The 24,291-nt window shown below is 67.8% G+C and carries 17 protein-coding genes, 1 other RNA gene and 1 pseudogene; 6 read left to right on the top strand and 13 right to left on the bottom strand.

Annotated features, from left to right (window positions below; translation table 11 throughout):
- Window positions 1-20: 20 nt before the first annotated feature.
- From murG to mraZ, 9 genes are read right to left on the bottom strand one after another with little or no spacing between them, the layout of a single operon-like run.
- Window positions 21-1,109, bottom strand: coding sequence for an undecaprenyldiphospho-muramoylpentapeptide beta-N-acetylglucosaminyltransferase (murG, locus tag ACT6SE_RS02065; RefSeq protein WP_046428823.1), 1,089 nt, complete (start codon window positions 1,107-1,109; stop codon window positions 21-23).
- On the bottom strand, window positions 1,106-2,431 hold the full coding sequence (ftsW, locus tag ACT6SE_RS02060; RefSeq protein WP_014645940.1) for a putative lipid II flippase FtsW: 1,326 nt from the start codon (window positions 2,429-2,431) through the stop codon (window positions 1,106-1,108). The genes murG and ftsW overlap by 4 nt, the downstream gene beginning before the upstream one ends.
- A gap of 1 nt (window position 2,432) precedes the next feature.
- Window positions 2,433-3,518, bottom strand: coding sequence for a phospho-N-acetylmuramoyl-pentapeptide-transferase (gene mraY, locus ACT6SE_RS02055; RefSeq protein WP_004154219.1), 1,086 nt, complete (start codon window positions 3,516-3,518; stop codon window positions 2,433-2,435).
- Window positions 3,508-4,902, bottom strand: coding sequence for a UDP-N-acetylmuramoyl-tripeptide--D-alanyl-D-alanine ligase (locus tag ACT6SE_RS02050; RefSeq protein WP_046428819.1), 1,395 nt, complete (start codon window positions 4,900-4,902; stop codon window positions 3,508-3,510). Before ACT6SE_RS02050 ends, mraY begins: the two co-directional genes overlap by 11 nt.
- The gene (locus tag ACT6SE_RS02045) at window positions 4,899-6,407 is read right to left on the bottom strand and encodes a UDP-N-acetylmuramoyl-L-alanyl-D-glutamate--2,6-diaminopimelate ligase (RefSeq protein WP_046428817.1); all 1,509 of its coding nucleotides are present in this window, start codon (window positions 6,405-6,407) and stop codon (window positions 4,899-4,901) included. Before ACT6SE_RS02045 ends, ACT6SE_RS02050 begins: the two co-directional genes overlap by 4 nt.
- Window positions 6,404-8,248, bottom strand: a complete 1,845-nt coding sequence (locus ACT6SE_RS02040) for a peptidoglycan D,D-transpeptidase FtsI family protein (RefSeq protein WP_014645937.1) — start codon at window positions 8,246-8,248, stop codon at window positions 6,404-6,406. Before ACT6SE_RS02040 ends, ACT6SE_RS02045 begins: the two co-directional genes overlap by 4 nt.
- Window positions 8,245-8,508 carry a cell division protein FtsL gene (gene ftsL, locus ACT6SE_RS02035; protein WP_005415286.1) on the bottom strand — a complete coding sequence of 88 codons (264 nt, stop codon included), beginning with the start codon at window positions 8,506-8,508 and terminating at the stop codon, window positions 8,245-8,247. The genes ACT6SE_RS02040 and ftsL overlap by 4 nt, the downstream gene beginning before the upstream one ends.
- A complete protein-coding gene (gene rsmH / locus ACT6SE_RS02030) occupies window positions 8,505-9,473 on the bottom strand; it encodes a 16S rRNA (cytosine(1402)-N(4))-methyltransferase RsmH (RefSeq protein ID WP_014645936.1) in 969 nt (322 codons plus the stop codon). The genes ftsL and rsmH overlap by 4 nt, the downstream gene beginning before the upstream one ends.
- 14 nt (window positions 9,474-9,487) lie before the next feature.
- Window positions 9,488-9,934, bottom strand: a complete 447-nt coding sequence (mraZ, locus tag ACT6SE_RS02025; protein ID WP_004143635.1) for a division/cell wall cluster transcriptional repressor MraZ — start codon at window positions 9,932-9,934, stop codon at window positions 9,488-9,490.
- A gap of 324 nt (window positions 9,935-10,258) precedes the next feature.
- Here mraZ and ACT6SE_RS02020 point away from each other — a divergent pair, with 324 nt between their 5' ends.
- On the top strand, window positions 10,259-11,047 hold the full coding sequence (locus ACT6SE_RS02020) for an NRDE family protein (RefSeq protein WP_046428811.1): 789 nt from the start codon (window positions 10,259-10,261) through the stop codon (window positions 11,045-11,047).
- A 357-nt stretch (window positions 11,048-11,404) separates the two neighbouring features.
- Window positions 11,405-11,884: a DM13 domain-containing protein gene (locus ACT6SE_RS02015; protein ID WP_014645934.1), complete on the top strand. Its 480-nt coding sequence runs from the start codon at window positions 11,405-11,407 to the stop codon at window positions 11,882-11,884.
- Between the two features lie 88 nt (window positions 11,885-11,972).
- Here the strand turns inward: ACT6SE_RS02015 and rnpB are convergent.
- Both rnpB and rsmI read right to left on the bottom strand, forming a co-directional pair.
- Window positions 11,973-12,324: RNase P RNA component class A (gene rnpB / locus ACT6SE_RS02010), an RNA gene on the bottom strand.
- Between the two features lie 151 nt (window positions 12,325-12,475).
- The gene (gene rsmI, locus ACT6SE_RS02005) at window positions 12,476-13,294 is read right to left on the bottom strand and encodes a 16S rRNA (cytidine(1402)-2'-O)-methyltransferase (RefSeq protein WP_014645933.1); all 819 of its coding nucleotides are present in this window, start codon (window positions 13,292-13,294) and stop codon (window positions 12,476-12,478) included.
- Window positions 13,295-13,375: 81 nt separating this feature from the next.
- On the opposite strand from rsmI, the gene ACT6SE_RS02000 reads away from it, so the two are divergent.
- The 4 genes and pseudogenes from ACT6SE_RS02000 (at window position 13,376) to ACT6SE_RS01985 (ending at window position 17,629) form a co-directional block, all read left to right on the top strand.
- Window positions 13,376-15,097 (top strand): penicillin-binding protein activator, encoded by a 1,722-nt coding sequence (locus tag ACT6SE_RS02000; protein WP_046428809.1) that lies wholly within the window; start codon window positions 13,376-13,378, stop codon window positions 15,095-15,097.
- A pseudogene (locus tag ACT6SE_RS01995) lies at window positions 15,087-15,456 on the top strand (YraN family protein). Before ACT6SE_RS02000 ends, ACT6SE_RS01995 begins: the two are co-directional and overlap by 11 nt.
- Before the next feature lie 110 nt (window positions 15,457-15,566).
- Window positions 15,567-16,247: a metal-dependent hydrolase gene (locus tag ACT6SE_RS01990; RefSeq protein WP_046428806.1), complete on the top strand. Its 681-nt coding sequence runs from the start codon at window positions 15,567-15,569 to the stop codon at window positions 16,245-16,247.
- Window positions 16,244-17,629 carry an FAD-binding oxidoreductase gene (locus ACT6SE_RS01985; RefSeq protein WP_014645929.1) on the top strand — a complete coding sequence of 462 codons (1,386 nt, stop codon included), beginning with the start codon at window positions 16,244-16,246 and terminating at the stop codon, window positions 17,627-17,629. Before ACT6SE_RS01990 ends, ACT6SE_RS01985 begins: the two co-directional genes overlap by 4 nt.
- Window positions 17,630-18,563: 934 nt before the next feature.
- Here the strand turns inward: ACT6SE_RS01985 and ACT6SE_RS01980 are convergent.
- Both ACT6SE_RS01980 and ACT6SE_RS01975 read right to left on the bottom strand, forming a co-directional pair.
- Window positions 18,564-20,585: an acyltransferase family protein gene (locus ACT6SE_RS01980; protein WP_046428798.1), complete on the bottom strand. Its 2,022-nt coding sequence runs from the start codon at window positions 20,583-20,585 to the stop codon at window positions 18,564-18,566.
- Window positions 20,586-20,779: 194 nt separating this feature from the next.
- Window positions 20,780-24,031, bottom strand: coding sequence for an autotransporter outer membrane beta-barrel domain-containing protein (locus ACT6SE_RS01975; protein ID WP_251467642.1), 3,252 nt, complete (start codon window positions 24,029-24,031; stop codon window positions 20,780-20,782).
- Window positions 24,032-24,291 lie beyond the last annotated feature (260 nt).

Genomic DNA, 24,291 nt, shown 5'->3' with positions numbered 1-24,291 from the left:
GGCGCGGTGGCATGCCTTCTTCATACAGCTTCCTCGAGAATGATATCGGCGATGCGCTCGGCGGCATCGACCTTGGCCAGGGCACGCGCGGCTTGCGCCATCTGCATGCGGCGGGCGGGATTTTCGGACAGATCGCGCAGCGTTGCGGCAATGCCGTCGGCCAGCGTTCCGTCCTGCTTCAGCAACACCGCCGCGCCGCGCTCGACCAGGTACTCCGCGTTGCGGGTCTGGTGATCGTCGACGGCAGCGGGAAATGGCACCAGCACGCTGCCGACACCGACCGCGCACAGCTCGGCAAGCGTGGACGCGCCGGCGCGGCAGACAACCAGGTCAGCCCAGGCAAAGGCTTCGGCCATGTTGGCGATGAACGGCGTGATTTCCGCCTGCACACCGGCCTTGGCGTAAGCCTCCACCGCTTCGGCATGCATCTTCTCGCCGCTCTGGTGGCGCACCTGCACCGGCAGGCCGGCGCCCAGCGCGGCAATCGCCTGCGGCACGCCGGTATTGAGGGCACGCGCGCCCTGGCTGCCGCCCACCACCAGCACCCGCAGCGGGCCCTGCCGGTCGGCGAAGCGCTGTTCCGGCGGCGCGATGGCAGCGATTTCCGCGCGCACCGGGTTACCGACGAACTCCTCGCCCTTCGCGAAGGTGCCCGGGAAACCGGTCAGCAGGCGACGCGCATAACGCGACAGGATGCGGTTGGTCAGGCCCGGCGCACGGTTCTGCTCATGCACGATCAGCGGTAGGCCATGCAGGCGCGTGGCCATGCCACCGGGGCCGGAGGCAAAGCCACCGAAGGCGACCACCGCGCGCGGCTGGCGCTGGCGGATGATGAGCCCGGCCGCGCGCAGCGCGCGCATCAGCCGCCACGGCGCCGCCAGCAGGGCCAGCTTGCCCTTGCCGCGCAGGCCAGTGATGGCCAGCGTATCGATGGCGATGTCGTGCTGCGGCACCAGGCGGGTTTCCATCGCACCGTCGGCGCCCATCCAGGTCACCGGCACGCCGCGCTGGCGCAGCACGCGGGCCACGGCCAGGCCGGGGAAGATGTGACCGCCGGTGCCTCCGGCCAGGATCATCACCGGGCGCCCACTCTCGGTGGCTGCACTCATGACAGCCTCCCGAAGGTCGGTTCGATGCGCGACTGCAGGCGGCTGGTGCCACGTGCGGCGCTCGCTGCAGCGGACGCGGGTGCGACCGGCTCGGCACGCATCGGCACGCTGGCGTCCACCGCTGCGGCGGGCTTGTCCATCGGTTCGGCCGCGGCGTCTTCGGCGCCACCGATGCGCACGGCCTGGCGGCGCTCGGCGCGCTTGAGTTCATACGACACGCGCAGCAGCAGGCCCATCGCCACGCAGGTCATCAGCACCGACGAACCGCCGGAGGAGATCAGCGGCAGGGTCAGGCCCTTGGTCGGCAGGATGCCCAGGTTCACGCCGATCGAGACGAAGGTCTGCATGCTGATCCACAGGCCGATGCCGAAGGCGATGTAGCCGGAGAAGTGGCGCTTCATTTCCACGCAGCGCATGCCCAGCCAGAAGGTGCGGCCGACCAGCAGCGCATACAGCGCCACGATCACGCAGGTACCCAGGAAACCGAATTCCTCGGCGGTGACCGAGAAGATGAAGTCGGTGTGCGCTTCAGGCAGGTAGTACAGCTTCTGCACGGAGTTGCCCAGGCCGACGCCGGTCCATTCACCACGGCCCACCGCCATCAGCGCGTTGGACAGCTGGTAGCCGTCGCCCTGCTGGTCGGCCCACGGGTCCAGGAAGGAGGTGATGCGGCGCATGCGGTACGGCTCGATGATCGCCAGCGCGCTCATGCCGACCAGGCCGATGATCACCGGCATCGACATGCGCGGCATGTTCACCCCGCCCAGCACCAGCATGCCGGCGGTGATCGCCAGCAGCAGGGTCGAGGAACCGAAGTCCGGCTGCAGCAACAGCAGCACCACCAGCGCACCGGCCACGCCCAGCGGCTTGAGCATTGCCGGCCAGGTCGCATTGACCTCGTCGCGGAAACGCACCAGGTAGCTCGACAGCCAGACGATGTAGAGCACTTTCACCGCTTCGACCGTCTGGAACTTGGAAATGCCCAGGTTGATCCAGCGGCGCGCACCGTTGACCGTGCTGCCCAGTCCCGGTGCGAACACCGCCAGCAGCAGTACGAAGCAGCCCAGCAGCAGCATCTGGTTGTACTGCTCGATCGACTTCAGCTCGGTGCGGGCGGCAATGACCGCCAGCACGATACCCACCGCCAGGAAGATCAGGTGGCGGTTGAGGTAATAGAACGGGCTGCTCATCAGCGCGATCGAGCTGGAGGCCACCATCACCACGCCGACACCGGTGAGCGCGATGATCGCGCCCAGCAGCCACTTGTCGTAGCTGCCTTCGATGGCTTCAAGGCGTGTTGCCTGGCGGGACAGGTCGTTCATCTCAGCGCACCTTCAACGTGGCCAGGCCGATCAGCACGAGCACGACGGAGATGATCCAGAAACGCACGATCACGCGCGGCTCCGGCCAGCCCTTCAGTTCGAAATGGTGGTGGATCGGCGCCATGCGGAACACGCGCTTGCCGGTCAGCTTGAACGAGGCGACCTGGATCATCACCGACAGCGTTTCGATGACGAACACGCCGCCCATGATCACCAGCACCAGCTCCTGGCGGGTGATCACCGCGATCGTGCCCAGCACCGCACCCAGTGCCAGTGCGCCGATGTCGCCCATGAAGACCATGGCCGGGTAGGTGTTGAACCAGAGGAAGCCCAGGCCCGCGCCGGCGATGGCCGCACAGATGATGACCAGCTCGCCGGCGCCCGGGATCTGCGGGATCTGCAGGTAGTTGGCGAACACCACGTTGCCCGAGGCGTAGGCGAACACGCCCAGCGCGCAGGCCACCAGCACGGTGGGCATGATCGCCAGGCCGTCAAGGCCGTCGGTCAGGTTCACCGCGTTGGAGAAGCCGACGATCCAGAAGTAGGCGATGGCCACGAAGCCGATGCCGGCCAGCGGCAGCGCGACCGACTTGAACATCGGGATGTAGAAGGTCAGCGCTGCCGGCACGTCGGCCGTGTAGAACAGGAACAGGCCCGCAGCCAGGCCGAAGATCGACTGCAGCAGGTACTTCCAGCGCGACTTCAGGCCGTTCGGGTCACGGCGGACGATCTTGATCCAGTCGTCATACCAGCCGATGGCGCCGAAGCACAGCATCACCGCCAGCACCAGCCACACGTAGCGGTTGCGCAGGTCGGCCCACATCAGCACCGACAGGGTGATGGTGAGCAGGATCAGCGAACCGCCCATGGTCGGCGTGCCGGCCTTGGAGAAATGGGTCTGCGGACCGTCCTTGCGGATCGGCTGGCCGCCCTTGAACTGGGCAAGCTTGCGGATCATCGCCGGGCCCAGCCACAGCGACAGGAACAGGGCCGTCAGCGCGGCAAGGATGGCGCGGAACGTCTGGTAGTTGAACAGCCCGAACAGGCTCTCCAACTGCTGCAACCATCGAGCCAGTTCATACAACATGCGGGGATTCCTCTCCTTGCGCCAGCAGCGCTTTGACAATCGTGTCCATGGCGCTGCCACGGGAACCCTTGACCAGGCAGCGCACGCCGGCGTGCAGCTCGTCCTTCAGCGCCTGCGACAGCGCGTCGTGGGTGGCGAAATGGCGGCCGCCTTCGCCGAAGGCGGAGGCGGCCGCGGCGCTGAGCGGGCCCAGTGCATACAGGCGCTTCAGGCCGGCAGCACGTGCGCGGAGGCCGGCCTGCGCATGCAGCGCTTCCGCGTCCGGGCCCAGCTCGCGCATGTCGCCCAGCACCAGCCAGCCCTCTTCCGGCGCCGCGGCCAGGGCATCGATGGCCGCGGCCAGCGACCCGGGGTTGGCGTTGTAGCTGTCATCCACCAGCACCGCGCCATTGCGCAGCTGATGGGCGATCTGGCGACCCGGCACCGGCTGCGCTTCGGCCAGGCCGGCGGCAATCAGCGCCAGATCGACACCGGCGGCCAGCGCCAGGCTGGCGGCGGCCAGCGCATTGCTGACGTTGTGGCGACCCGGCAGGCCCAGCACCACGCGGGCTTCGCCGGCCGGTGCGACCAGAGTGAATTGGCTGCCCTGCGCACCGGCGCGGATATCGCGCGCGGTCACGTCCGCCGAGTGTTCCAGGCCATAGCGCAGCACGCGGCAACGCGCCGGGGTGCTGATGAAATGCTGTTCGAACCAGCGGCCATAGGCATCGTCGGCGTTGATCACCGCCACGCCATCGGCCGGCAGCGCGGCGTAGATCGCGCCCTTGGTCACCGCCACGCCGAGCAGGCTGCCCATACGTTCCAGGTGCGCCGGGGCGATGTTGTTGACCAGCGCATAACGCGGGCGGGCGATGTCGGTCAGGTAGGCGATGTCGCCCGGCTTGCCGGCGCCCATCTCGTAGACGGCGTAGTCGGCATCTTCCGGCGCATCGATCACCGCCAGCGGCAGGCCGATCTCGTTGTTGCGGTTGCCCGGGTTGGCGTAGACCACCTTGTGCGCGTGCTGGGCCACCTGCTGCAGGATCGACAGCAGCAGGCTCTTCACGCTGGTCTTGCCATTGCTGCCGGTGATCGCGAACACCTCGGTGCCACGGTCACGCTGCATGCCTGTGGCGATCTTCGCCAGCGCCAGTTCGCTGTCGGCCACCAGCACCTGCGGCAGTTCGACCGGCAGCAGGCGCTCGACCAGCAGCGCACTGGCACCGCGCGCCTGCGCGTCGGCCGCGAAGTCATGGCCGTCGAACCGCTCGCCGCGCAGCGCCACATACAGACTGCCCGGACCGAGATTGCGGGTGTCATTGCTGACCGCATCGATGGCCACGTCGTCGCCGTGGATCTCGCCACCGGCCCAGTGTGCGATCAGCGAAAGCAGGGTGCGCTTCATGCGGCACCCTCCCCGGCCTGCGCGCTGAGCACACCGGTCTTGGCCGCCAGTGCGGCGGCGGCCACTTCGGTGTCGTCGAAGTCATGGCGCACGCCATTCACTTCCTGGTACGGCTCGTGGCCCTTGCCGGCGATCAGGATGATGTCGCCTGCACCGGCACGCTTCACCGCCAGGCCGATCGCACGCGCGCGGCTGCGCTGCACGGTCACGGCATCGGCGTTCTGGAAGCCGGCCAGGATGTCAGCCACGATCACATCGCCATCTTCGCCGCGCGGGTTGTCGTCGGTGACGATGACCTGGTTGGCCAGGCGCTCGGCAATCGCCGCCATCTGCGGGCGCTTGCCGGTGTCGCGCTCGCCGCCGCAGCCGAACACGCAGAACAGCGTGCCCTGCAGGTGCCCGTGGAGGCTGTCCAGCGCCTGTTCCAGCGCATCCGGGGTGTGCGCGTAGTCGACCACCACCGTCGGCAGGCCGTCTTCACCGCCCAGGCGGTTCATGCGGCCGCGGATCGGCTGCAGCGCCGACAGCACTTCGGCGATACGCGGCAGCGGCTGGCCCTGCGCGTGCAGGGTACCGGCCACGGCCAGCAGGTTGTCCACGTTGAAGCGGCCCAGCAGCGGCGACTGCACCGCCGCGCGCTGGCCGTCGATGACCAGTTCAAAGGCGATGCCACGACCGTCCAGCTGCAGCGCCTCGGCGCGCACGCTGGCGTCAGTGGCACCACGCGAGCTCAGCCCGATCGCCTGCACGCCGGCCGGCAGGCCCGCGAACAGCTGCCGGCCGAAGGCATCGTCCAGATTGATCACCGCGGCCTTCAGGCCCGGGCGATGGAACAGCCGCGCCTTGGCCGCGCCGTAGCTGGCCATGTCACCGTGGTAGTCCAGATGGTCGCGGGTGAGGTTGGTGAACACCGCCACGTCGTAGTGCACGGCGTCCACGCGGCCCTGGTCCAGCGCATGCGAGCTGACTTCCATCGCCACCGCGCGCGCACCGGCGTCGCGCAGCTGCGCCAGAAGCGCATGCATCTGCAGCACCAGCGGCGTGGTGAAGCCGGTCGGCTCGACCGCACCATAAAGTCCGGCACCCAGCGTGCCGATACTGCCACTGGGCGTTCCGAGCAGATGCCAGGCCTGGGCCAGCAGCTGCACGGTGGAGGTCTTGCCGTTGGTGCCGGTCACGCCGACCATCGCCATCGCCCGCGATGGCGCGCCATGGAACTGGTCGGCCATCGCGCCCATGCGCGCGCGCAGGCCCGGCACGGCGATCGCATCAGCCGGGGCCGGCAGATCGGCCGGTGCCGGCGGTTCGAACAGGATGGCACTGGCACCGGCAGCGCGCGCCTGCTCGACAAAGCCCAGGCCATGCGCGCCGAAACCGGCGATGGCGACGAAGGCGTTACCGGGGCGCACGGCACGGCTGTCCAGCACCAGGCCGGTCAGAACGGGATCATGACCCGCCAGGGCCACGTCCGGAAGCAACTGCGAAAGCAACATCGAAGGACTCATTGCGTGCCTCCCGTAGCGGGCGGCGTCTGGGCTTGCGCGCTCGGCAGCGCAGCGTCGAATTCAGCGGCGGCATCGACCGGCAGCGCGGTCTCGGCCGGCGGCGCAGGCAGGATCGAGGCCGAATGGCCGACCTTGCCCGACTGCTGTGCGGCCAGCCACGACTGCAGGTCGTCCAGCGGCACGTCCATCAGGCGCAGGGTGCCTTCCATCACGTTGTGGTAGACCGGCGCCGACACCAGGCCGCCGTAGAACTTGCCGGCCTGCGGGTCGTTGATGACGATGACGGTGGCGAAACGCGGGTTGGTGGCCGGCACCACGCCGGCGAACAGCGCGTTGTAATGGCCGCGCTCATAACCGCCCGGGCCGGCCTTGCGCGCGGTGCCGGTCTTGCCGGCCACGCGGTAACCCAGCACCGCCGCCTGCTTGGCGCCGCCCTGGGTGACTACCGTTTCCATCATCGCCACCACCTGCCGGGCGACGTTCTCGTCGATGATCTGCTGGCCTTCATTGCGCTGGCCCTTGACGAAGGTCGGCGCGATCAGGCGCCCGCCGTTGGCCAGCGCCGAGTACGCGGTGGCAATCTGCAGCGGCGTGACCGACAGGCCGTAGCCATAGGACATGGTGGTCTTGGTGGTACCCGACCAGCGTGCCGGACGCATCACCACGCCGGCCGATTCGCCCGGGAAACCGCTGTGCGGCGCCGAGCCATAGCCGAAGCGGCGCACGCCGTCGTAGAAGGTCTGGTCCGGCATCTTCGCCGCAACCTTGGCCGCACCCACGTTCGAACTGCGGGTGATCACGCCGGTCACGTTGAGCACACCGTTGTTGCGCGGCACGTCGCGGATGGTGAAGCGGCCCAGGGTCATGTAGCCCGGGTTGGTGTCGATGATGGTGTCCTTGGTCACCGCACCGGCCTGCAGCGCGGTGGCGATGGTCAGCGGCTTCATCGTCGAACCCGGCTCGACCAGGTCGGTCACCGCGCGGTTGCGGCGCGTATCGGGGATCGCACCGGTCAGCGAGTTCGGGTTGTAGGTCGGCAGGTTGACCATGGCCAGGATCTCGCCGGTGGTCACGTCCATGATCACCATCGAACCACCGGCCGCCTTGTTGGCCACCAGCGCGTTGCGCAGTTCCTTGAAGGCCAGGTACTGGATGCGGCGGTCGATGCTGAGGGTCAGGTCCTTGCCCGGCTCGGCGGCGCGCAGCAGATCGCTTTCGACGGTCTCGCCCTTGCGGTTGCGGATCACCCGCTTGGCACCGGCCTTGCCGCGCAGCCATTCGTCGAACGCCAGTTCCAGGCCTTCCTGGCCGCGGTCGTCGATGTTGGTGAAGCCCAGCACGTGCGCCATCGCTTCGCCCTGCGGGTAGAAGCGGCGGAACTCGCGCTGCGCGGCCACGCCCGGAATCTTCAGCGCGACCACCTTCTCTGCCTCGTCCGGATTGATCCGGCGGCGCAGGTACATGAATTCCTTGTCCGACTTCTGCGACAGGCGGCTGCTCAGCTCATCCACCGACATGCCGACCGCCTGGGCCAGCTCCGGGATGCGCTCGGGCGAACGCAGCAGGTCCTGCGGGTTGACCCAGATCGAGGCGACCGGGGTGGACACCGCCAGCGGCTCGCCGTTGCGGTCGGTGATCATGCCGCGCGAGGTCTTGATCGGCAGCTCGCGCAGGTAGCGGGCCTCGCCCTGGCGCTGGTAGAAATCGCTGTTGATGATCTGCACGTAGGCCGCGCGACCCACCAGCGACACCGAGCACAGGCCAAGCGCCAGCGCGACCCAGCGCAGGCGCTGGCGCAGGTTGAAGGCGTTGCGCGGGCGGTTGCGGCCGGTCTTGCTCATGGGCGCACCACCACGATGTCAGCGGCCTCGGGGAACTTCATGCCCAGCTTCTCGCGGGCAATGCGGTCCACGCGGTTGGCTTCGGCCAGGGTGGCCTGTTCCAGCTGCAGGCGGCCGAACTCAAGGTTGATGTCATCGCGCTTGCGCTCGGCACGCGACAGCTCGATGAAGGTCTGCCGGTGGCGGTGGCGCACGAACACCACGCCGATCGCCGAGGCGACGGTGCAGGCCAGCAGGATGATCAGCAGCAGCCGGCTCATGCATCGCCCCCCCGCTTCTGTGCCACGCGCAGCACGGCGCTGCGGGCACGCGGGTTGGCGGCCAGCTCTTCGTCGGTGGCCTTGATGGCGCCGCCGATCAGGTCCAGCGTCGGCACGAACGCAACCGCCTCGGGCAGCCGGCGGTTGGCCGGCGGCGCCTTGGCCAGGCGGTTCATGTACTGCTTGACGATGCGGTCTTCCAGCGAGTGGAAGCTGATCACCGCCAGGCGGCCACCGGGCTTGAGCCGTTCCACCGCCGCATCGAGCCCGGCTTCCAGATCGGCCAGCTCGCGGTTGATGTGGATGCGGATGGCCTGGAAGCTGCGCGTGGCCGGGTGAATCTTGTCCTTCCCACGCGGCATCACCGAGGCGATCAGCTCGGCCAGTTCGGCGGTGCGGGAGAACGGCTGCTTCTCGCGGCGGGCCACGATGGCGCGGGCGATGCGCCGGCTCTGGCGCTCTTCGCCGTAGGTCCACAGCACATCAGCGATCTCGCGCTCTTCGACGCGGTTGATCCACTGCGCGGCGCTTTCACCGCTGTCCGGATCCATGCGCATGTCCAGCGGGCCGTCCTTGCCGAAGCTGAAGCCACGTTCGGCCACGTCCAGCTGCGGCGACGACACGCCGAGGTCGAACAGCACGCCGTCCAGGCCTTCGGCCGTCGCGTCCCACTGCAGCAGCTGGGCGAAGCTGCCCCGGAAAATGGACACGCGCGGGTCCGGCGCGAAATCGCGCTCGGCAACGGCGATGGCTTCCGGATCCTTGTCCATGACCAGCAGGCGCCCCTCGGGACCGAGCTGGGTGAGCACGCCACGTGCATGACCGCCACGACCGAACGTGCCATCCAGATAACGTCCGTTTTCGATCACCCTCAGGCCTTCAAGGACCTGGGTGTACAGGACCGGCAGGTGCACCGCCGGCGACTGCGACACCGGAAGGTGACCGGCCTGCGCTTCTGGGCGCATCCGGGCACCCCGGCTCACAACTTCAGGTCGAGCAACCCATCACCCAGATCCTCGTCAGACAACGTCTGCTGGATCAGGGCCCGATGCGCCTGCTCGCTCCACAATTCGAACTTGTCGCCCATACCGAGCAATACCGCCTTCTTCTCAATGCCCACCGCACCGCGGTGGCTGGCGGGGATGCTGATGCGACCGTTGCCGTCCAGTTCCAGATGGGCGGCCGAGCCGACCAGCTTCTGCTGCAACAGGCGCACGACGCGCTGGGTGTTGGGCTTGGACATCACATCGTCGCGGACCCGCTCCCATTCCGACTCTGCATACAGCCACAGGCAGCCGGCTTCGAACGGGTTGTAGGTCAGCACGAGACGGTTGTTGCTGGCGCGCGCGACGAGGTCGCGGTAAGCGGTGGGAACCGCCATGCGCCCTTTGTCGTCAACTGTGATGGCCGTCTCGCCCTGGAACACGACGCCTGCACCTTGTCCTTCGCCCGGTGAAACATTGAACCACGAAAACCCACAAAACACCCGGATTTCCCTCTGATGCCCACCTTAGCAGCGGGCCGAGGGTTGTCAACAACTTTTCAGCGGGGAAATCGCCAGCCGCATCAATGGCTTGCAACAACCTTTAGAGAATTGTTCAAGGCTTATCCACAAGTTGCTGATCCGTCTCAATTTTTGAGATTGAACGGAAGTTCAGGGGCGTGGAGAGGGCGTGAAACATCGGCCGCGCATTCATCCGGAACGGGCCGGAAACGGCGCCGAACTGCGCAAACCGTGCACAATGAGGCCATGTGCCTGCTCGCTCTTGGCTGGATGCACCACCCGCGCTGGCGGCTGGTGATGGCCGGCAACCGTGATGAGTTCCACGCCCGCCCGACGGCGGCGCTGGCCCCCTGGCAGGATGAGACGTCCGTCATCGGCGGGCGCGATCTGCGCTCCGGCGGTGGCTGGGCCGGGGTTGGCGCCTCGGGCCGGATGGCGGTGGTCACCAACGTCCGCGACCCGCTGGCGGCCCAGACCGGCCCGTCGCGGGGCGCGCTGGTGGCCGACTTCCTGCGCGGCCGCGACCCGGCCGCTGTGCATATCGACCGATTGGCGACCGTGGCTGGCGCCTATGCCCCGTTCAATCTGTTGCTGGCCGATAGCGACAGCCTGGAGTACCTCGGCAACCATCCCGCCGAACGGCAGACCCTCGGCCCGGGCGTGCACGGCATGTCCAACGGCGCGCTGGACGCGCCCTGGCCGAAGACCCGGCGGCTGATGGCGGCCCTTGAAGCCTGGCTTCAGAAAGACGGGGTCAGATCCCTTTCGCACAGCGAAAGGGATCTGACCCCGGACCTGACCCCACTCTGGAATGCTCTGGCCGACGAACACCGCCCTGCCGACAGCGACCTGCCCGACACCGGCATCGGCCTGGAACGCGAGCGCTGGCTGAGCCCGGCCTTCATCCGTGGCGATGACTACGGCACCCGCGCCAGCACCGTGCTGCTGATCGACGCCGACGGCCATGGCGAGATCCACGAACGCCGCTTCGGCCCGCAGGGCGCTCCCAGCGGCCAGAGCCACGTCATTTTCTGACCCGGTCATGACGGCCCTTGGCCGGATGCTCTTGGCGGGGGGGTAGTGCCGGCCGCTGGCCGGCAACCTCTGGATCTTCGGATGCAGCATGAAGTTGCCGGCCAGCGGCCGGCACTACCCGCAGCGTGCTGTCGCGATCCACGCGACGGCAGTCGTCATCGCAGCGGGCCTGAAACGTCATTCAGCTTCCAGCCGCGACCGCGATCCGTCCGCGCCACAGCGGTTTCAGCATCACAGCCAGCCGACTGTGCCCTTTTCGCAATCGGCACTGTGTCTATAAATGTCGCCCCTGACCTCCCAGGGTGGTCGCGCCCGGCATCGCGCCGCGCCATCGACCACAACCCTCAAGGAGGCCCCATGCGTCGCATTCTCATCCAGTTCGCCACCCACCTGCTTGCTCTCGGCCTGGGCTTCGGCCTGGGCATCTATCTGCTGCCGATCCTGATCGCCCCCGATGACCCGCCGGTCACGCAGGTGCAGGCCGCGATGAACGACGCCACCTATCGCACCACCTTCCGTCGCGACCTCAAAGGCAGCGACGCGGTGCACTGGGCCGAAGGCAAGGTCAGCGTCAGCGCCACCCAGGTTGCCTTCGACGGCAAGATGGGACCGGGCCCGGACTACAAGGTCTACCTGGTCCGCGACTTCGTCGACAACAAGGCCGACTTCCTGAAGATCAAGGCGCAGGCCCAGCGCATCGGCGAGGTGAAGACCTTCAACCGCTTCCTGGTGGATGTGCCCGCGAACGTGGACGTGGACGACTACACCACGGTGGTGGTGTGGTGCGAGCGCTTCTCGCAGTTCATTTCCGCCGGGCAGTACCGCACGCCGGGCTGAGCAGGGCGTGGCGTCGGGTCCCTTTCCTCCGGAAAGGGACCCGACGCCGCAATCACGGTAGCTCCACGCCATGCGTGGAAGAAGAAGGAGGCGGAGCCGGCCGATAAGCCGGGTTCTGTCGTGGACAGTCATTCCTCTAGGCGTTACGTCACCGCAACGCTCAAGCAACCTACCCGGATCCAACGCGGGCCGCGCCAAAGGATCCCTATTTGGTCTTGCTCCAGGTGGGGTTTGCCGTGCCGGTCTGTTGCCAGACTCGCGGTGCGCTCTTACCGCACCATTTCACCCTTACCGGCCTTCCGAAGAAGACGTAGGCGGTATCTTTCTGTTGCACTTTCCGTCGGCTTGCGCCGCCCAGGCGTTACCTGGCACCTTGCCCTATGGAGCCCGGACTTTCCTCGGCACCCCCGAAGGGATGACGCGACTGTCTGGCCGGCTCCGCCAGCGCATATTCTAGCGTACGCAGGTCCTTCCTGCCGTGCTGATCGCGGCGTCCGGTTCATCCATCCACGCATGGCGTGGATCTTTTCCGCCGCTCTGGTGGGTGCGGATTCTGCTTTGGTGGGTGCGGACCTTGGTCCGCACGATCAATCAACTACCGTACAACGCCTTGCGCGGCGCGCCCGTCAGTTCCGCGGCCAGTTTGGCGGCGGTCGACGGTGGCAGGTGCTCGCTCAGCTTCGCGTAGACGCGGCGGCCATGTGCCAGCTGCGCTTGTTCGTCATCACCCGCGCCCTGCACCATCACCACGAACTCGCCCTTGCGCTGGTTGTCGTCGGCCTCGACCTTCGCCAGCAGGCCCGCCAGGTCACCATCGAGCACGGTCTCGAACAGCTTGGTCAGCTCGCGGGCCAGCACCGCCGGGCGTTCGCCACCGAAGATCGCCGCCATGTCGGCCAGCGATTCGGCGATGCGGTGCGACGATTCGTAGAACACCATCGTGCGCACTTCGCCGGCCAGCGCCTGCAGGCGGTCGCGGCGGCCGCTGGCCTTGGCCGGCAGGAAGCCCTCGAAACTGAAACGGTCGCTGGGCAGGCCGGCCACGCTCAGCGCGGCGATGGCGGCACAGGCACCGGGCACCGGGCTGACCTTGATGCCCGCCGCGCGCGCGGCACGCACCAGGCGGAACCCGGGGTCACTGACCAGCGGGGTACCGGCATCGCTGACCAGCGCCAGCGACTCGCCGGCCTGCAGGCGCGAGACCAAGCGCTGCGCCAGGGCCTCTTCATTGTGTTCGTGCAGGGCCACCAGTGGTTGCTGGATGCCAAAATGGGACAGCAGCTGGCCACTGCGGCGGGTGTCCTCGGCACAGATGGCCGCCACCGAACGCAGCACCTCCTGCGCGCGCGGGCTCAGATCGGCCAGGTTGCCGATCGGGGTGGCGACGACGTACAGGGTTGGGACACTCATTTCAGCGGTACTCACGGGGCAAGGGTAGAATCGTAGCGTGTACCCGGCCAAGGCCGCTGCCCTCATCGCATGGACCCGATCATGAACAAGCCCGCCGCACGGTTCTCCGCCCTGTCGTTGTCGCTGATGCTGCTGGCCGGTTGTGCCACCACCAGCCTGACCAGCACCCCCGATTCGCCGGCCCAGGGCCAGGCGCTGGCGCTGATCGAACAGGGCAAGCCGCGCGACGCCGCACTGCAGCTGGAAGGCCTGGCCGCCACGCTGCGTGGCGGTGCCCGCAGCAACGCACTGGCCGATGCGGCCTGGGCCTGGCACCTGGCCGGTGACAGTGCCCGCGCGCGCAGCCTGCTGGGCCAGCTCACCGCCCGCCAGCTGTCCGGCGCCAGCCTGCAGCGCTACCAGCTGACCGGTGCCGAGCTGGCGCTGGCCGACAAGCAGCCGGCGCAGGCGCTGGCCCTGCTGAAGGATCATGCCGACAGCGTTGCGGTCGGCCTGCGCACCCGCTGGCTGCTGGCCCGCGCCCAGGCCCTGCAGGGCACCGGCGATGCCTTCGGTGCCGCCAACGAGCGCGCCCGTGCCCATGCCGGCCTGACCGGCAGCACGCGCAGCGAGAACCAGGCCGCCATCGCCGGCCTGCTCGGCACCCTCGACGACGCCACCCTGCGCAGCCGTGCCGCCGCGCTGCCGGCCAACGACCCGCTGTACAACTTCGCCGGCCGTGCGCTGATCGCGCGCGGCCTGCCGCTGCCGCGCCCGTTCGACCGCGATGGCGCGGCCCAGTTCGACACCAGTAAGCGCCCGCCGGCGATGAGCGACGGTTACCGCCCGCCGGCCAAGCTGGCCGTGCTGCTGCCGCTCAGCGGCCGCCTGGCCACCGCCGCGCAGCCGGTGCGCGATGGCCTGTTGAGCGCCTACTACGGTGAAAGCCGCCGCCGTCCGGACATCAACTTCTTCGACACCGCCGGCACCCCGGCCGGTGCCCTCGCCGCCTATGACAAGGCGGTCGCCTCCGGTGCCGACTTCGTAGTCGGACCGCTGGGCCGCGACGAAGTGGACGCCGTTTACGGCCGCCAGCAGCTGCAGGTGCCGGTGCTGGCCCTGAACCGTGGCAAGGACGCACCGCCGGCCGGCAGCGCCGGTTTCTCGCTGGCACCGGAAGACGACGGCATCGTCGCCGCCGAATACCTGCGTGGCCGCGAACGCAACCGCGCACTGGTGATCAGCAGCAATGACGACACCGGCCGCCGTTCCGCCGCCGCCTTCGCGCAGCGCTTCGCACAGCGCGGTGGGCAGGTGGTGGCCACCTTCAACGTCAGCGATGCCGTTGGCGATGTCGGCGCGCAGGTGCGCAATGCCGGCCAGGTCGATGCGGTGTTCCTCGCCGTGCGTGCACCGCAGGCCCGCCTGCTGGCGCCGCAGCTGGCGCTGGCCGGTGCCGGTGGCGCCACCCGCGTCGGCACCTCGCAGCTGACCGTCGGCAGCGGCAAGGTGGAAGAAGACGTGGCCCTGGACGGCATCGTCTACCCGAATGAAGCCTGGAACGTGCGCAGCGTGTCCGGCCTGCCCTCGGCCAGCCAGGTGGCCAGCACCCTGCCGAGCGCACGCGGTGCGGCCGGCCGCCTGTTCGCGTTCGGCGCCGACGCCTGGAAGATCACCGCCTATCTGGACAAGCTGTCCAACGAAGGCGGCCTGGACGGTGCCACCGGCACCCTGTTCCTGGACAGCAACGGCAACATCCTGCGCCAGCCGGCATGGTCGACCTTCAATGGCGGCCGGCCGATGCCGATCGTCGGTGGTCGCTGAGCGCAGCCAACGTGGCTCGGCGGTGGAAGCCGCCGCCGAGCAGCATCTGCAACAGGCCGGACTGCAGCCGCGCGCGCGCAACGTGCGTTATCGCGGCGGTGAACTTGGACCTGGTGATGGACGATGCCGGCATCGTGGTGTTCGTGGAGGTGCGCTATCGCGCGCGATCGGAGTACGGTGGCGGTGCCGCTTCAGTCGATGCGCGCAAATGCCGGCGCCTGGCGCATGCCGCGCAGCTGTACCTGCGGGACCACCCCGCGCTGGCCAATGCGCCCTGCCGCTTCGACGTGGTGGAAGCCAGTGGCGAACCGCCGCAGCTGCATTGGCTGCGTGACGCATTCCGGCTGGATGATTGCTGATGTGTACTGTCCGCCTTGGTAGAAGCCGACCTTGGTCGGCGCGTCTGTGCCAACCAAGGTTGGCCCCCGCCAGAGCGCAGCCTGGCCGGCACTACCATGGTGCGTGACTGATGCCTTCGATCATCACCCATGCCGCCGTGCCGCTGGCGCTGTGGTGCGCCGCTGATCGTGGCCGCATCCCGCCGCGCCTGCTGGTTGCAGGCGTGATCGCCGCGATGCTGCCCGATGCCGATGTACTGGCCTTTGCGCTGCACATTCCCTATGCGGATGCCTTCGGCCATCGCGGTGCCAGCCATTCGCTGCTGTTTGCCGGCGTGCTGGCGGCATTGGCGGCGGCGTTCGCATTCTTTGGTAGCGGCCGACCTTGGTCGGCACCACACAGCCCCGGTAGTCGCCGACCTTGGTCGGCGCAGCACAGCCCCGGTAGTCGCCGACCTTGGTCGGCGGTTTCGTGCCAACCAAGGTTGGCACCTACCAAGGCAGGGCCAACGGTGGCATCGACCGTACAAGCCGCTGTATTCGTCTTCGTCTGTGCCGCCAGCCATCCGCTGCTGGATGCGATGACCACCGGCGGCCTCGGCGTCGCACTGGCCTGGCCGTGGAGCGAACACCGCTTCTTCGCGCCGTGGCGACCGATCCGCGTTTCACCCTTCGCCCCACAGTTCTTCAGCGCACGCGGCGTGGCTACCCTGCTCTCCGAACTGCGCTGGGTGTGGCTGCCGCTGGCCGGCGCCGTTGTCGCCTGGAAACTGATCCAACCCGCTCCTGCTGCCTCTCGAGATCCGTCATGAGTCCTGCCCTGCCTGCTGCCCTGGTTGCCGAACTGTCCGTCCTGCTGGGCGCGGAGGGCTGGCGCATGGATGACAGCGCGCTGGAGGCCAACGCGCAGGACAATTCATGGCGCCGCCAGCGTCCGGCAGCCGTGGCGCTGCCCGCCGACGTCGAACAGGTTCAGGCACTGGTACGTGCCTGTCGCGCGCATGGCGTGGCGCTGGTCGCGCGCGGCGCCGGCACCGGCACGACCGGTGCAGCCGTCCCGCAGCCGGGCAGCATCGTGCTGTCGTTCACCCGCATGGACCGCATCATCGAGATCCGCGCCGGTGATCGCTGCGCGGTCGTGCAGCCCGGCGTGCTCAATGGCACCCTGCAGCAGGCACTGGCCCCGCATGGCCTGTTCTGGGCGCCGGATCCTTCCAGCGCCGAGATCTGCAGCATCGGCGGCAACCTCGCTTGCAATGCCGGCGGCCCGCGCGCGGTGAAGTACGGCACCAGCCGCGACAACGTGCTGGGCCTGGTGGCGGTGACCGGCACCGGCGAGCTGATCCGCTGCGGTGGTGCCTACACCAAGGACGCCACCGGCTACGACCTCACCCATCTGCTTGTGGGCAGCGAAGGCACGCTGGCACTGATCGTGGAAGCCACGCTGAAGCTGACCCCGTTGCCGGTCAGCCAGGCCGGGCTGCGCGTGCTGTACCGCGATGCCGATGCTGCTGCGGCCGCCGTGTCGCGGTTGATGTCGCAGCCGGTGGTACCCACCCGCCTGGAATTCATGGACGCGCGCAGCCTGGAGCTGCTGCGGCTCAATGGTGCTGACGTGCCAGAGGCCGGTGCGATGCTGCTGGTCGAGGCCGATGGTGACCACGACACCCTGCCCTATCTGCTGCAGGCCCTGGCCAGCGCCGCCGAAGGCGACGGCATGATCGAACTGGACGTGGCGATGGAAGGCCGCGCACGCGACCAGCTGTGGGCGGCGCGCAAGGCGCTGTCGCCTGCGCTGCGCAGTGTGGCGCCGGGCAAGATCAATGAAGATGTAGTGGTCCCGGTGTCGCGCATTCCGGAGCTGGTGGCCGGCGTGCAGGCGCTGGCACGTGACTACACGCTGACCATCGTCACCTTCGGCCATGCCGGCAACGGCAACCTGCACGTCAACATCCTCTACCACCCGGACGATGCCGACGAGAACACGCGCGCGCATGCCGCGCTGCCAAGGATCTTCGAGCTGACGCTGGCATTGGGCGGCACGTTGTCGGGCGAACACGGCATCGGCCTGGCCAAGCGCGATTTCATGGCGCAGGCCTTCACCCCGGAAACGCTGGCAACGATGCGCGCGATCAAGGCCGCGCTGGACCCGGACGGCATCCTCAACCCCGGTAAGGTGCTGCCGCCGGCATAGACTGCGCGCACTCCTGCGCGCTCCTGTAGAGCCGAGCCATGCTCGGCTGCTCTTCGACCAGATCGCGATGACGCCCGCGCCATGCGCGCAAGCCGAGCGTGGGCTCGGCTCTACAACAACGTGTCGTTCACCTTCGCGCTCCTGTAGAGCCGAGCCATGCTCGGCTCCTCTTCGACCAGATCGCGATGACGCCCGCGCTGTGTGCGCAAGCCGAGCGTGGGCTCGGCTCTACAACGACGTGTCGTTCACCTTCGCGCTCCTGTAGAGCCGAGCCATGCTCGGCTGCTCTTCGACCAGATCGCGATGACGCCCGCGCTGTGTGCGCAAGCCGAGCGTGGGCTCGGCTCTACAACGACGTGTCGTTCACCTTCGCGCTCCTGTAGAGCCGAGCCATGCTCGGCTGCTCTTCGACCAGATCGCGATGACGCCCGCGCTGTGCGCGCAAGCCGAGCGTGGGCTCGGCTCTACAACAACGTGTCGTTCACCTTCGCGCTCCTGTAGAGCCGAGCCATGCTCGGCTGCTCTTCGACCAGATCGCGATGACGCCCGCGCTGTGCGCGCAAGCCGAGCGTGGGCTCGGCTCTACAACAACGTGTCGTTCACCTTCGCGCTCCTGTAGAGCCGAGCCATGCTCGGCTGCTCTTCGACCAGATCGCGATGACGCCCGCGCTGTGCGCGCAAGCCGAGCGTGGGCTCGGCTCTACAAACGTGTCGTTCACCTTCGCGCTCCTGTAGAGCCGAGCCATGCTCGGCTGCTCTTCGACCAGATCGCGATGACGCCCGCGCTGTGCGCGCAAGCCGAGCGTGGGCTCGGCTCTACAACAACGTGTCGTTCACCTTCGCGCTCCTGTAGAGTCGAGCCATGCTCGGCTGCTCTTCGACCAGATCGCGATGACGCCCGCGCTGTGCGCGCAAGCCGAGCGTGGGCTCGGCTCTAGACCGTCTTGTCGGCTGCGATATCGATCAGGGTCTGCCGGAAACTGGGCAGCAGCACGCGGTTGCCATGCCCGCTCAGGTGATCATTGTCGAAGAACAATGGTTCGCCGTCTTCCACCGCCGAACAGGCCTGCGGCCCGCACAGCAGCGGCAGCGGATCCCACACGGTCATTGACGGGTAACGTGCCGCCAGGTCATCCAGCAGTGCCATCTGCGGCGCCCGCAGCATTTCCAGATCCGCACGCGGCATGCTCAGACCGCCGGCACACGCCGGATTGCGGCGGTTGAACCAGTCTGAACAGCGGTACGCACCGGCCTTGAACAGCGGCAGCGGTGCGTCGATCACCACCTGTACGCCCAGCTTCTGCAAACGCCCCAGCACGCGTTCGGCTTCGTCGCGTGCAGCCTGTGCATGCGCGGGCGTGCGCTCGGCCAGCAGCTGTTGATAGATCTGCTGTGCATCCTGCCGCTGCCAGTCGAACCCACGCAGTTCCGGCATGCGCAAGGCCGCCAGCAGCACGATGTCACCCGGGCGCGCCTCGCGCTCGATGGTCGACAGCGTGTCTTCAATGAAGTCCTGGCAGTCGGCCGGGCTGGCCCGCAGCAGGTTGACGAAGCTGCAGCCGCCGCGATCCTGCTGGCGCACCTCCATGCCGGTCTGCCGCGCGACCATGCTGGTCACGGTGCGATACGCCGCCGCATGCGAGTCGCCGGCCACGAACAGGCGCCGCCCTTCAAGCGCCGGCGCACTCACCGGTTCCAGCGGGCGCCACGCCGGGTAGCGACGCGCCTGCCATGCGTAGCCGTTGCGGGTGACGCTGAGCGAGACCTGCTCGTGGTACTCCACCGTGGCCCAGGCGCCGGCACCGCACAGCGCCACCAGCGGAAACGCCATCGCCAGCACCTTGGCCGGTGCCAGCCGCAGCAGCGGCGCCGCACTGCGCAGCGGGCGCTCGATGAAGTGGTAGGACGCGGCCGACACCGCCAGCAGCAGCACCGGATACAGCCACAGCGCGACGCCATGCAGGCCATACGTCCAGCGCAGCAGTACCAGCAGCGGCCAATGCCACAGGTACAGCGAATAGGACAGCCGACCCAGGTAGGCCAGCGGTGCGCAGCCCAGCGCACGGGCGATGCGCGATGTCCCCGCTGTCGACACGCCCGCCAACAGCAGCAGGGTACCGGCCACGGTCGCCAGCACGCCCGGCACCGGCATCGCCAACTGCGGGGCGATCAGCACACCCGCGGCCAGCAGCGCCAGGCCCGTCACGGCAGCCGCGTCGCTGCCCTGGCGTGGCGTACGTTTATGCATCCACTGGTAGAGCAGCGCACCTGCGGCCAGCTCCCAGAACCGCGCCGGCAGCAGATAGAACGCCGACGCCGGCGCCGATCGCGCCTGCCAGCCCGCCCACGCCAGCGACAGCATGGTGAGCGCCGGCAACAGCCAACGCGCCCCCGGCCAGCGCTCACGCCCGCGCAGCCACACGAAGAACAACAGCGGGAAGACCAGGTAGAACTGCTCTTCCACACCCAGCGTCCAGGTATGCAGGAACGGATTGAGTTCAGCGCCGGGCGAGAAGTAATCGTCCTGCTGGCCGGCCAGCACGATGTTGCTCAAGCCGACCAGCGCGGCCCAGCCGGTCTGGTCGAACTGCTCATTGCGCCACGCGCGGGGAATGAACAACGCCGACAGCACGAAGGTCGCCATCAGCATCACCAGCAGCGCCGGCAACAGGCGCAGCACGCGACGCCGGTAGAAATCGAGCAGCATCGCACCCAGCGATGCTTGGGCGCGCGAGGCCAGCGACTGGCTGATCACGAAGCCGGATACCACGAAGAACAGGTCCACACCGGTGAAGCCGCCGGGCAGCCACGTCGCGTTGGTGTGGAAAAGGACGACGGCCAGCACCGCCAGTGCACGCAGGCCATCGATGGCGGCGTTGTGGGAACGTTCGGGAGAGGACACGCGGGCAACCGGCAGAAGACAGGGCGGCAGCATCGCCACCGTTTGCGCAGTCATTCAATGGACAATCGCGACAGACGTGGACAACGTTCAGGTCCAGTCCCGGATCGGCGCGGTTGTAGAGCCGAGCCATGCTCGGCTGCCCTTCGTCCAGATCGCAGTGAGCCGAGCATAGGCTCGGCTCCACAGCAGCAACTGGGGGTCAGAGCCCATTGCCTTGCCAATGGGCTCCGACCCCGCCGCAGGCGCGCTTACCAGGCCATGCGCAGGCCCAGCTGGCCGCCTACGTTGCGGTAGCCATGATCGCCGCGCTGCACGCTCATGCCACCCCACGCACCCCAACGCTGGCCCAGCCTCAGCTCGGCACCGGCCTGCACTTCATAGCGGTTGCGCGGCACGTCCGCACCCAGCGTGCCGCCGTTGAACTGCAACGTGCTGGTGCCGCTGCCACGCAGCCAGTTCACGCCCAGGTACGGCTGCACGGTGTTGCCGGCGGCCGTGCCATGGCCGAACACACGCACGCCCAGGCGCCCGCTAAGGCCACCGGCGTCGGCATGGTCGACCACCGTACCGTTGCTCTCCACGTGGCGATCGGCGCGGAAATCGACATGGCTCAGCTGCAGTTGTGGCTGCACATACAGTGCGCTGGCGGTGTCCTGCCACACATTGAATGTGTAGCCGGACTCCAGTGACGCAGTGGCCATGCGCGAGTCGTAGTGCTCCGGCGCCAGGCCGATGCCCTGCACGCGGTTATCGAAGCGGCCGTACTGCAGGGCTGCATCCACATACGCGCCCCGCGTGCCGTCCGCTTCCTGCATCCAGGTGCCGTACCCACCCACGGCGCTGCCACGTACCCGGCCCTTGGCGCTGTAACCGGTCAGATCGGACACTACGCTGCTGTCGGCGCGGCCGCTTCCCAGCATCACACCGGCAACCGCGTTGCCACGCTGCAGCAGGTCAGTGCCGATCTGCAACATCGAGGTGTTGCCATCAATCGACAGCTGGCCGCCGACCGCGCTGAAATCCGCCTGCTGCCGACCCACGCGTGCCCAGGCCTGGCGCTCGCCGTCCATCGAACGTGCGCCATTGCGCTCGTGCATGCGGTGCGCGAACAGGTTGATCGCCGCCGACTGGTTGGCCAGGTAAGCCCCCGCTTCCGGGCGCAGCACCGGTGGCGGCAGGATCGGATCGCCCGGATCAGTCGGATCAGTCGGATCAGTCGGATCAGTCGGATCAGTCGGATCAGTCGGATCGGTTGGATCCGGATCCGGGCCCGGATCGACCACGCACCCCGGTGCGGCCGGGTTGTCCTGGCAGATATCGAACCACTGCGAACGCAGATACCAGTTGCCATCGGAAGGATCGGCCAGGCCGCCCTGGAACAGGAAGTACTCGTACGATCCGCCCACCGCGCGGCCGCTCAGCGTGTAACTCGCCAGCGATGCACCGTCGATCTCGATCAGCGCGATGCCATCCACGGTAGGTGCGCCTACGCCACCGATGTTCTTCACCGCGATCAGCGCGTCGCCGGAGCTGTCGCCGCGCACGTGCAGGCGGTCCATCGCGCTGTCATCGCCGGCCAGCGTGCCCTGGAACAGGAACGTCGCCCCTGCGCTGTGCAGGTCGCCGTCCACGGTGAGCGTATTGAAACGGCCGCTGCCGTCGGACAAGGCCACGCCACTGTTGAGTACCTGCAACTCGCCCACCGTGGCATCACCGGTCAGCGTCCACTGGCTGCCGTTCTCGATCGCCATCGTCTGCACCAGATCCGACGAACCCTGCCAGAGCGAACCATCGGCCAGCCGTACATGCACGTCCGACTGTGGCGGCAGCCCAGCGTCCTCGTCCTCCGGGGTGATGGCGATGTCACCGTCCATCCGCGAGCGGCCCTCCAGCACCACATCGAAGCGCCCGGCCACTGCGGCATCCAGTGCCAAGGCGATGCCATTGCCGCCCGATACCACCGCACCGTTGGACAGGGTCAGGCCGGGGTCGCGGCTGCTGCGCACCCACACACCACCATGCTGGACGCTCACCAGCGAGCCGCCGTCGATGCGCATCCGCCCGTTGTCATTGATCACCGCCGCCCACGCGCCCTCGCCTTCGGTGCGCACATGGGTGTTGTTCAAAGCGATATGCCCAGCACCACCGGCAATGACACCGTGCGAGGATCGGCCAAGGGTCTGCAAGCGGCTGTCGACCAGCGTGACGGTCCCGCCGGTGCGTGCAATCGCCGCAGCAGACCCATCACCCTCGGTCAGCACCTGGGAATCGACCGCCTCGATCCCGGGCGGCCGCCCGGCGCCGCCCTGCGCATACAGACCATGGGCAGAACGCCCCCCTGTGCGCAGGTTGGTACTGAAAAGCTGCGCGCTGCCGCCTCGTGCATCAAGGCCGAGCCCACCGTCTCCCTGGGCCACCACTGAAGACTCACTCAGCACCAGCGTGGAATCGTTCGGCATCCAGATGGCAGTACCTGCAGACGTTGCAAGCGAGCTGCGTTCCACTGTCACGACGTTGCCTCGGCCATTGATATCCAATGCGACCAGCTCGCTGCGGACACTGCTGTCACGCAGGTTCGCGCTGCCATTGTCCATCAGCCTCAGTCCCGTATTGCCGGACAGCTCGCTGCTCTGCACGTCCAGCGCACCACCTGACTGATCGACGGCGCGACCATGGGCGCCCTGCACGCTGATGCGGCTGTCGGAAACGTTTACGCTGCCTCCCATCGCCAGACCGACGGCGGCGTCACCGCGCATGTCAATGTCCACACCCTTCATCACCAGGCGCGTGCCGCGATGCGCCGTTGCGGCCACACCCGAATAGCCCACGCGTCCAATGCTCGCGTCCTGCAGGACGACCTCGGCCGTGCCGGTCGCCAGGACACCATTGCCCGCGTCACCCGCCATGTCGATGTGGACCCCATCCAGCGTTGCTGTGCCCGCATTCGCATACAGACCGTAAGTACCGTAGCGGTTCACCTGCAACTGAGCGCCCTGAACCTGCAGCGTGCCTCCCATCAACCGAAGCGCATCGCCGCCGGTGCTGCGGACCTGCACGTTTCTCAGCACGGCATCCGCGCCCTGCACCTGTACCCCGTGAGCGCCGTTGCCGCGTGTCTCGATCACTACATCGGCGGCCTCCAGTCGGGCGCCTGCGGCAACTGACGCGCCTGCTGCAGAGATGCCAGTGGTGCTCACCGATGCGCCCTGCAACGAGATCAGGCTGCCGGTACCTTCGGCGTGCGCAGCGTGCGCTCCGCGTCCTTCGGTAGAGAGATTGACCGGCCCTGTCGGAAGAATGCGGCCGCCGTTGATTGCGTAGAAGGCATGTCCCGACGGGTCGCCCGGCAGCACCGGCTCAGTGGTGTGGTAATCGCCTTCGGCGGGCATCTGGTCGTCGCCGTCCGCCACGATCTGCTGGGCCGAGGCGGGAATGCTGGCAAGCAGTGCAATGGCTAGGGCAGCTGGCAGCGCATGGTGGCGTGGGGTGGGTGTATGCATGGGGTTGCTCCTGAAAGGAGGCGCCATGCTCGTCATCTCCTTTCACTGCCTCCATCGAATCACTTGCAACCCACCTGCGACAGGGTGTCGCAGTGCTGGCTGAAAGCTGAAGGCGCTACCGGTGTTCAGTGGGCTTTACAACTTTTTGCATGGGTTCGGCCGGGCTGCGCACAGAGACTGGCGCCAGTAGAGACACTTGACTTCGCAATTGCCCACTCTTCACACCATCCTCACAGAGATGAAGGATATACGGCACTTCG

The organism is Stenotrophomonas sp. LC732, from assembly GCF_052446685.1.
GTDB classification, from domain to species: Bacteria; Pseudomonadota; Gammaproteobacteria; order Xanthomonadales; family Xanthomonadaceae; genus Stenotrophomonas; species Stenotrophomonas muris.
The sequence above is the reverse complement of the archived record's forward strand: the minus strand, read 5'-3'. Positions and strand labels throughout refer to the sequence as shown.

Bases quoted from the DNA above. Each gene is read 5' to 3' on its own strand.
- murG (WP_046428823.1), bottom strand. From the start codon at position 1,109: ATGAGTGCAGCCACCGAGAGTGGGCGCCCGGTGATGATCCTGGCCGGA.
- ftsW (WP_014645940.1), bottom strand. From the start codon at position 2,431: ATGAACGACCTGTCCCGCCAGGCAACACGCCTTGAAGCCATCGAAGGC.
- mraY (WP_004154219.1), bottom strand. From the start codon at position 3,518: ATGTTGTATGAACTGGCTCGATGGTTGCAGCAGTTGGAGAGCCTGTTC.
- ACT6SE_RS02050 (WP_046428819.1), bottom strand. From the start codon at position 4,902: ATGAAGCGCACCCTGCTTTCGCTGATCGCACACTGGGCCGGTGGCGAG.
- ACT6SE_RS02045 (WP_046428817.1), bottom strand. From the start codon at position 6,407: ATGAGTCCTTCGATGTTGCTTTCGCAGTTGCTTCCGGACGTGGCCCTG.
- ACT6SE_RS02040 (WP_014645937.1), bottom strand. From the start codon at position 8,248: ATGAGCAAGACCGGCCGCAACCGCCCGCGCAACGCCTTCAACCTGCGC.
- ftsL (WP_005415286.1), bottom strand. From the start codon at position 8,508: ATGAGCCGGCTGCTGCTGATCATCCTGCTGGCCTGCACCGTCGCCTCG.
- rsmH (WP_014645936.1), bottom strand. From the start codon at position 9,473: ATGCGCCCAGAAGCGCAGGCCGGTCACCTTCCGGTGTCGCAGTCGCCG.
- ACT6SE_RS02020 (WP_046428811.1), top strand. From the start codon at position 10,259: ATGTGCCTGCTCGCTCTTGGCTGGATGCACCACCCGCGCTGGCGGCTG.
- ACT6SE_RS02015 (WP_014645934.1), top strand. From the start codon at position 11,405: ATGCGTCGCATTCTCATCCAGTTCGCCACCCACCTGCTTGCTCTCGGC.
- rsmI (WP_014645933.1), bottom strand. From the start codon at position 13,294: ATGAGTGTCCCAACCCTGTACGTCGTCGCCACCCCGATCGGCAACCTG.
- ACT6SE_RS02000 (WP_046428809.1), top strand. From the start codon at position 13,376: ATGAACAAGCCCGCCGCACGGTTCTCCGCCCTGTCGTTGTCGCTGATG.
- ACT6SE_RS01990 (WP_046428806.1), top strand. From the start codon at position 15,567: ATGCCTTCGATCATCACCCATGCCGCCGTGCCGCTGGCGCTGTGGTGC.
- ACT6SE_RS01985 (WP_014645929.1), top strand. From the start codon at position 16,244: ATGAGTCCTGCCCTGCCTGCTGCCCTGGTTGCCGAACTGTCCGTCCTG.
- ACT6SE_RS01980 (WP_046428798.1), bottom strand. From the start codon at position 20,585: ATGACTGCGCAAACGGTGGCGATGCTGCCGCCCTGTCTTCTGCCGGTT.
- ACT6SE_RS01975 (WP_251467642.1), bottom strand. From the start codon at position 24,031: ATGCATACACCCACCCCACGCCACCATGCGCTGCCAGCTGCCCTAGCC.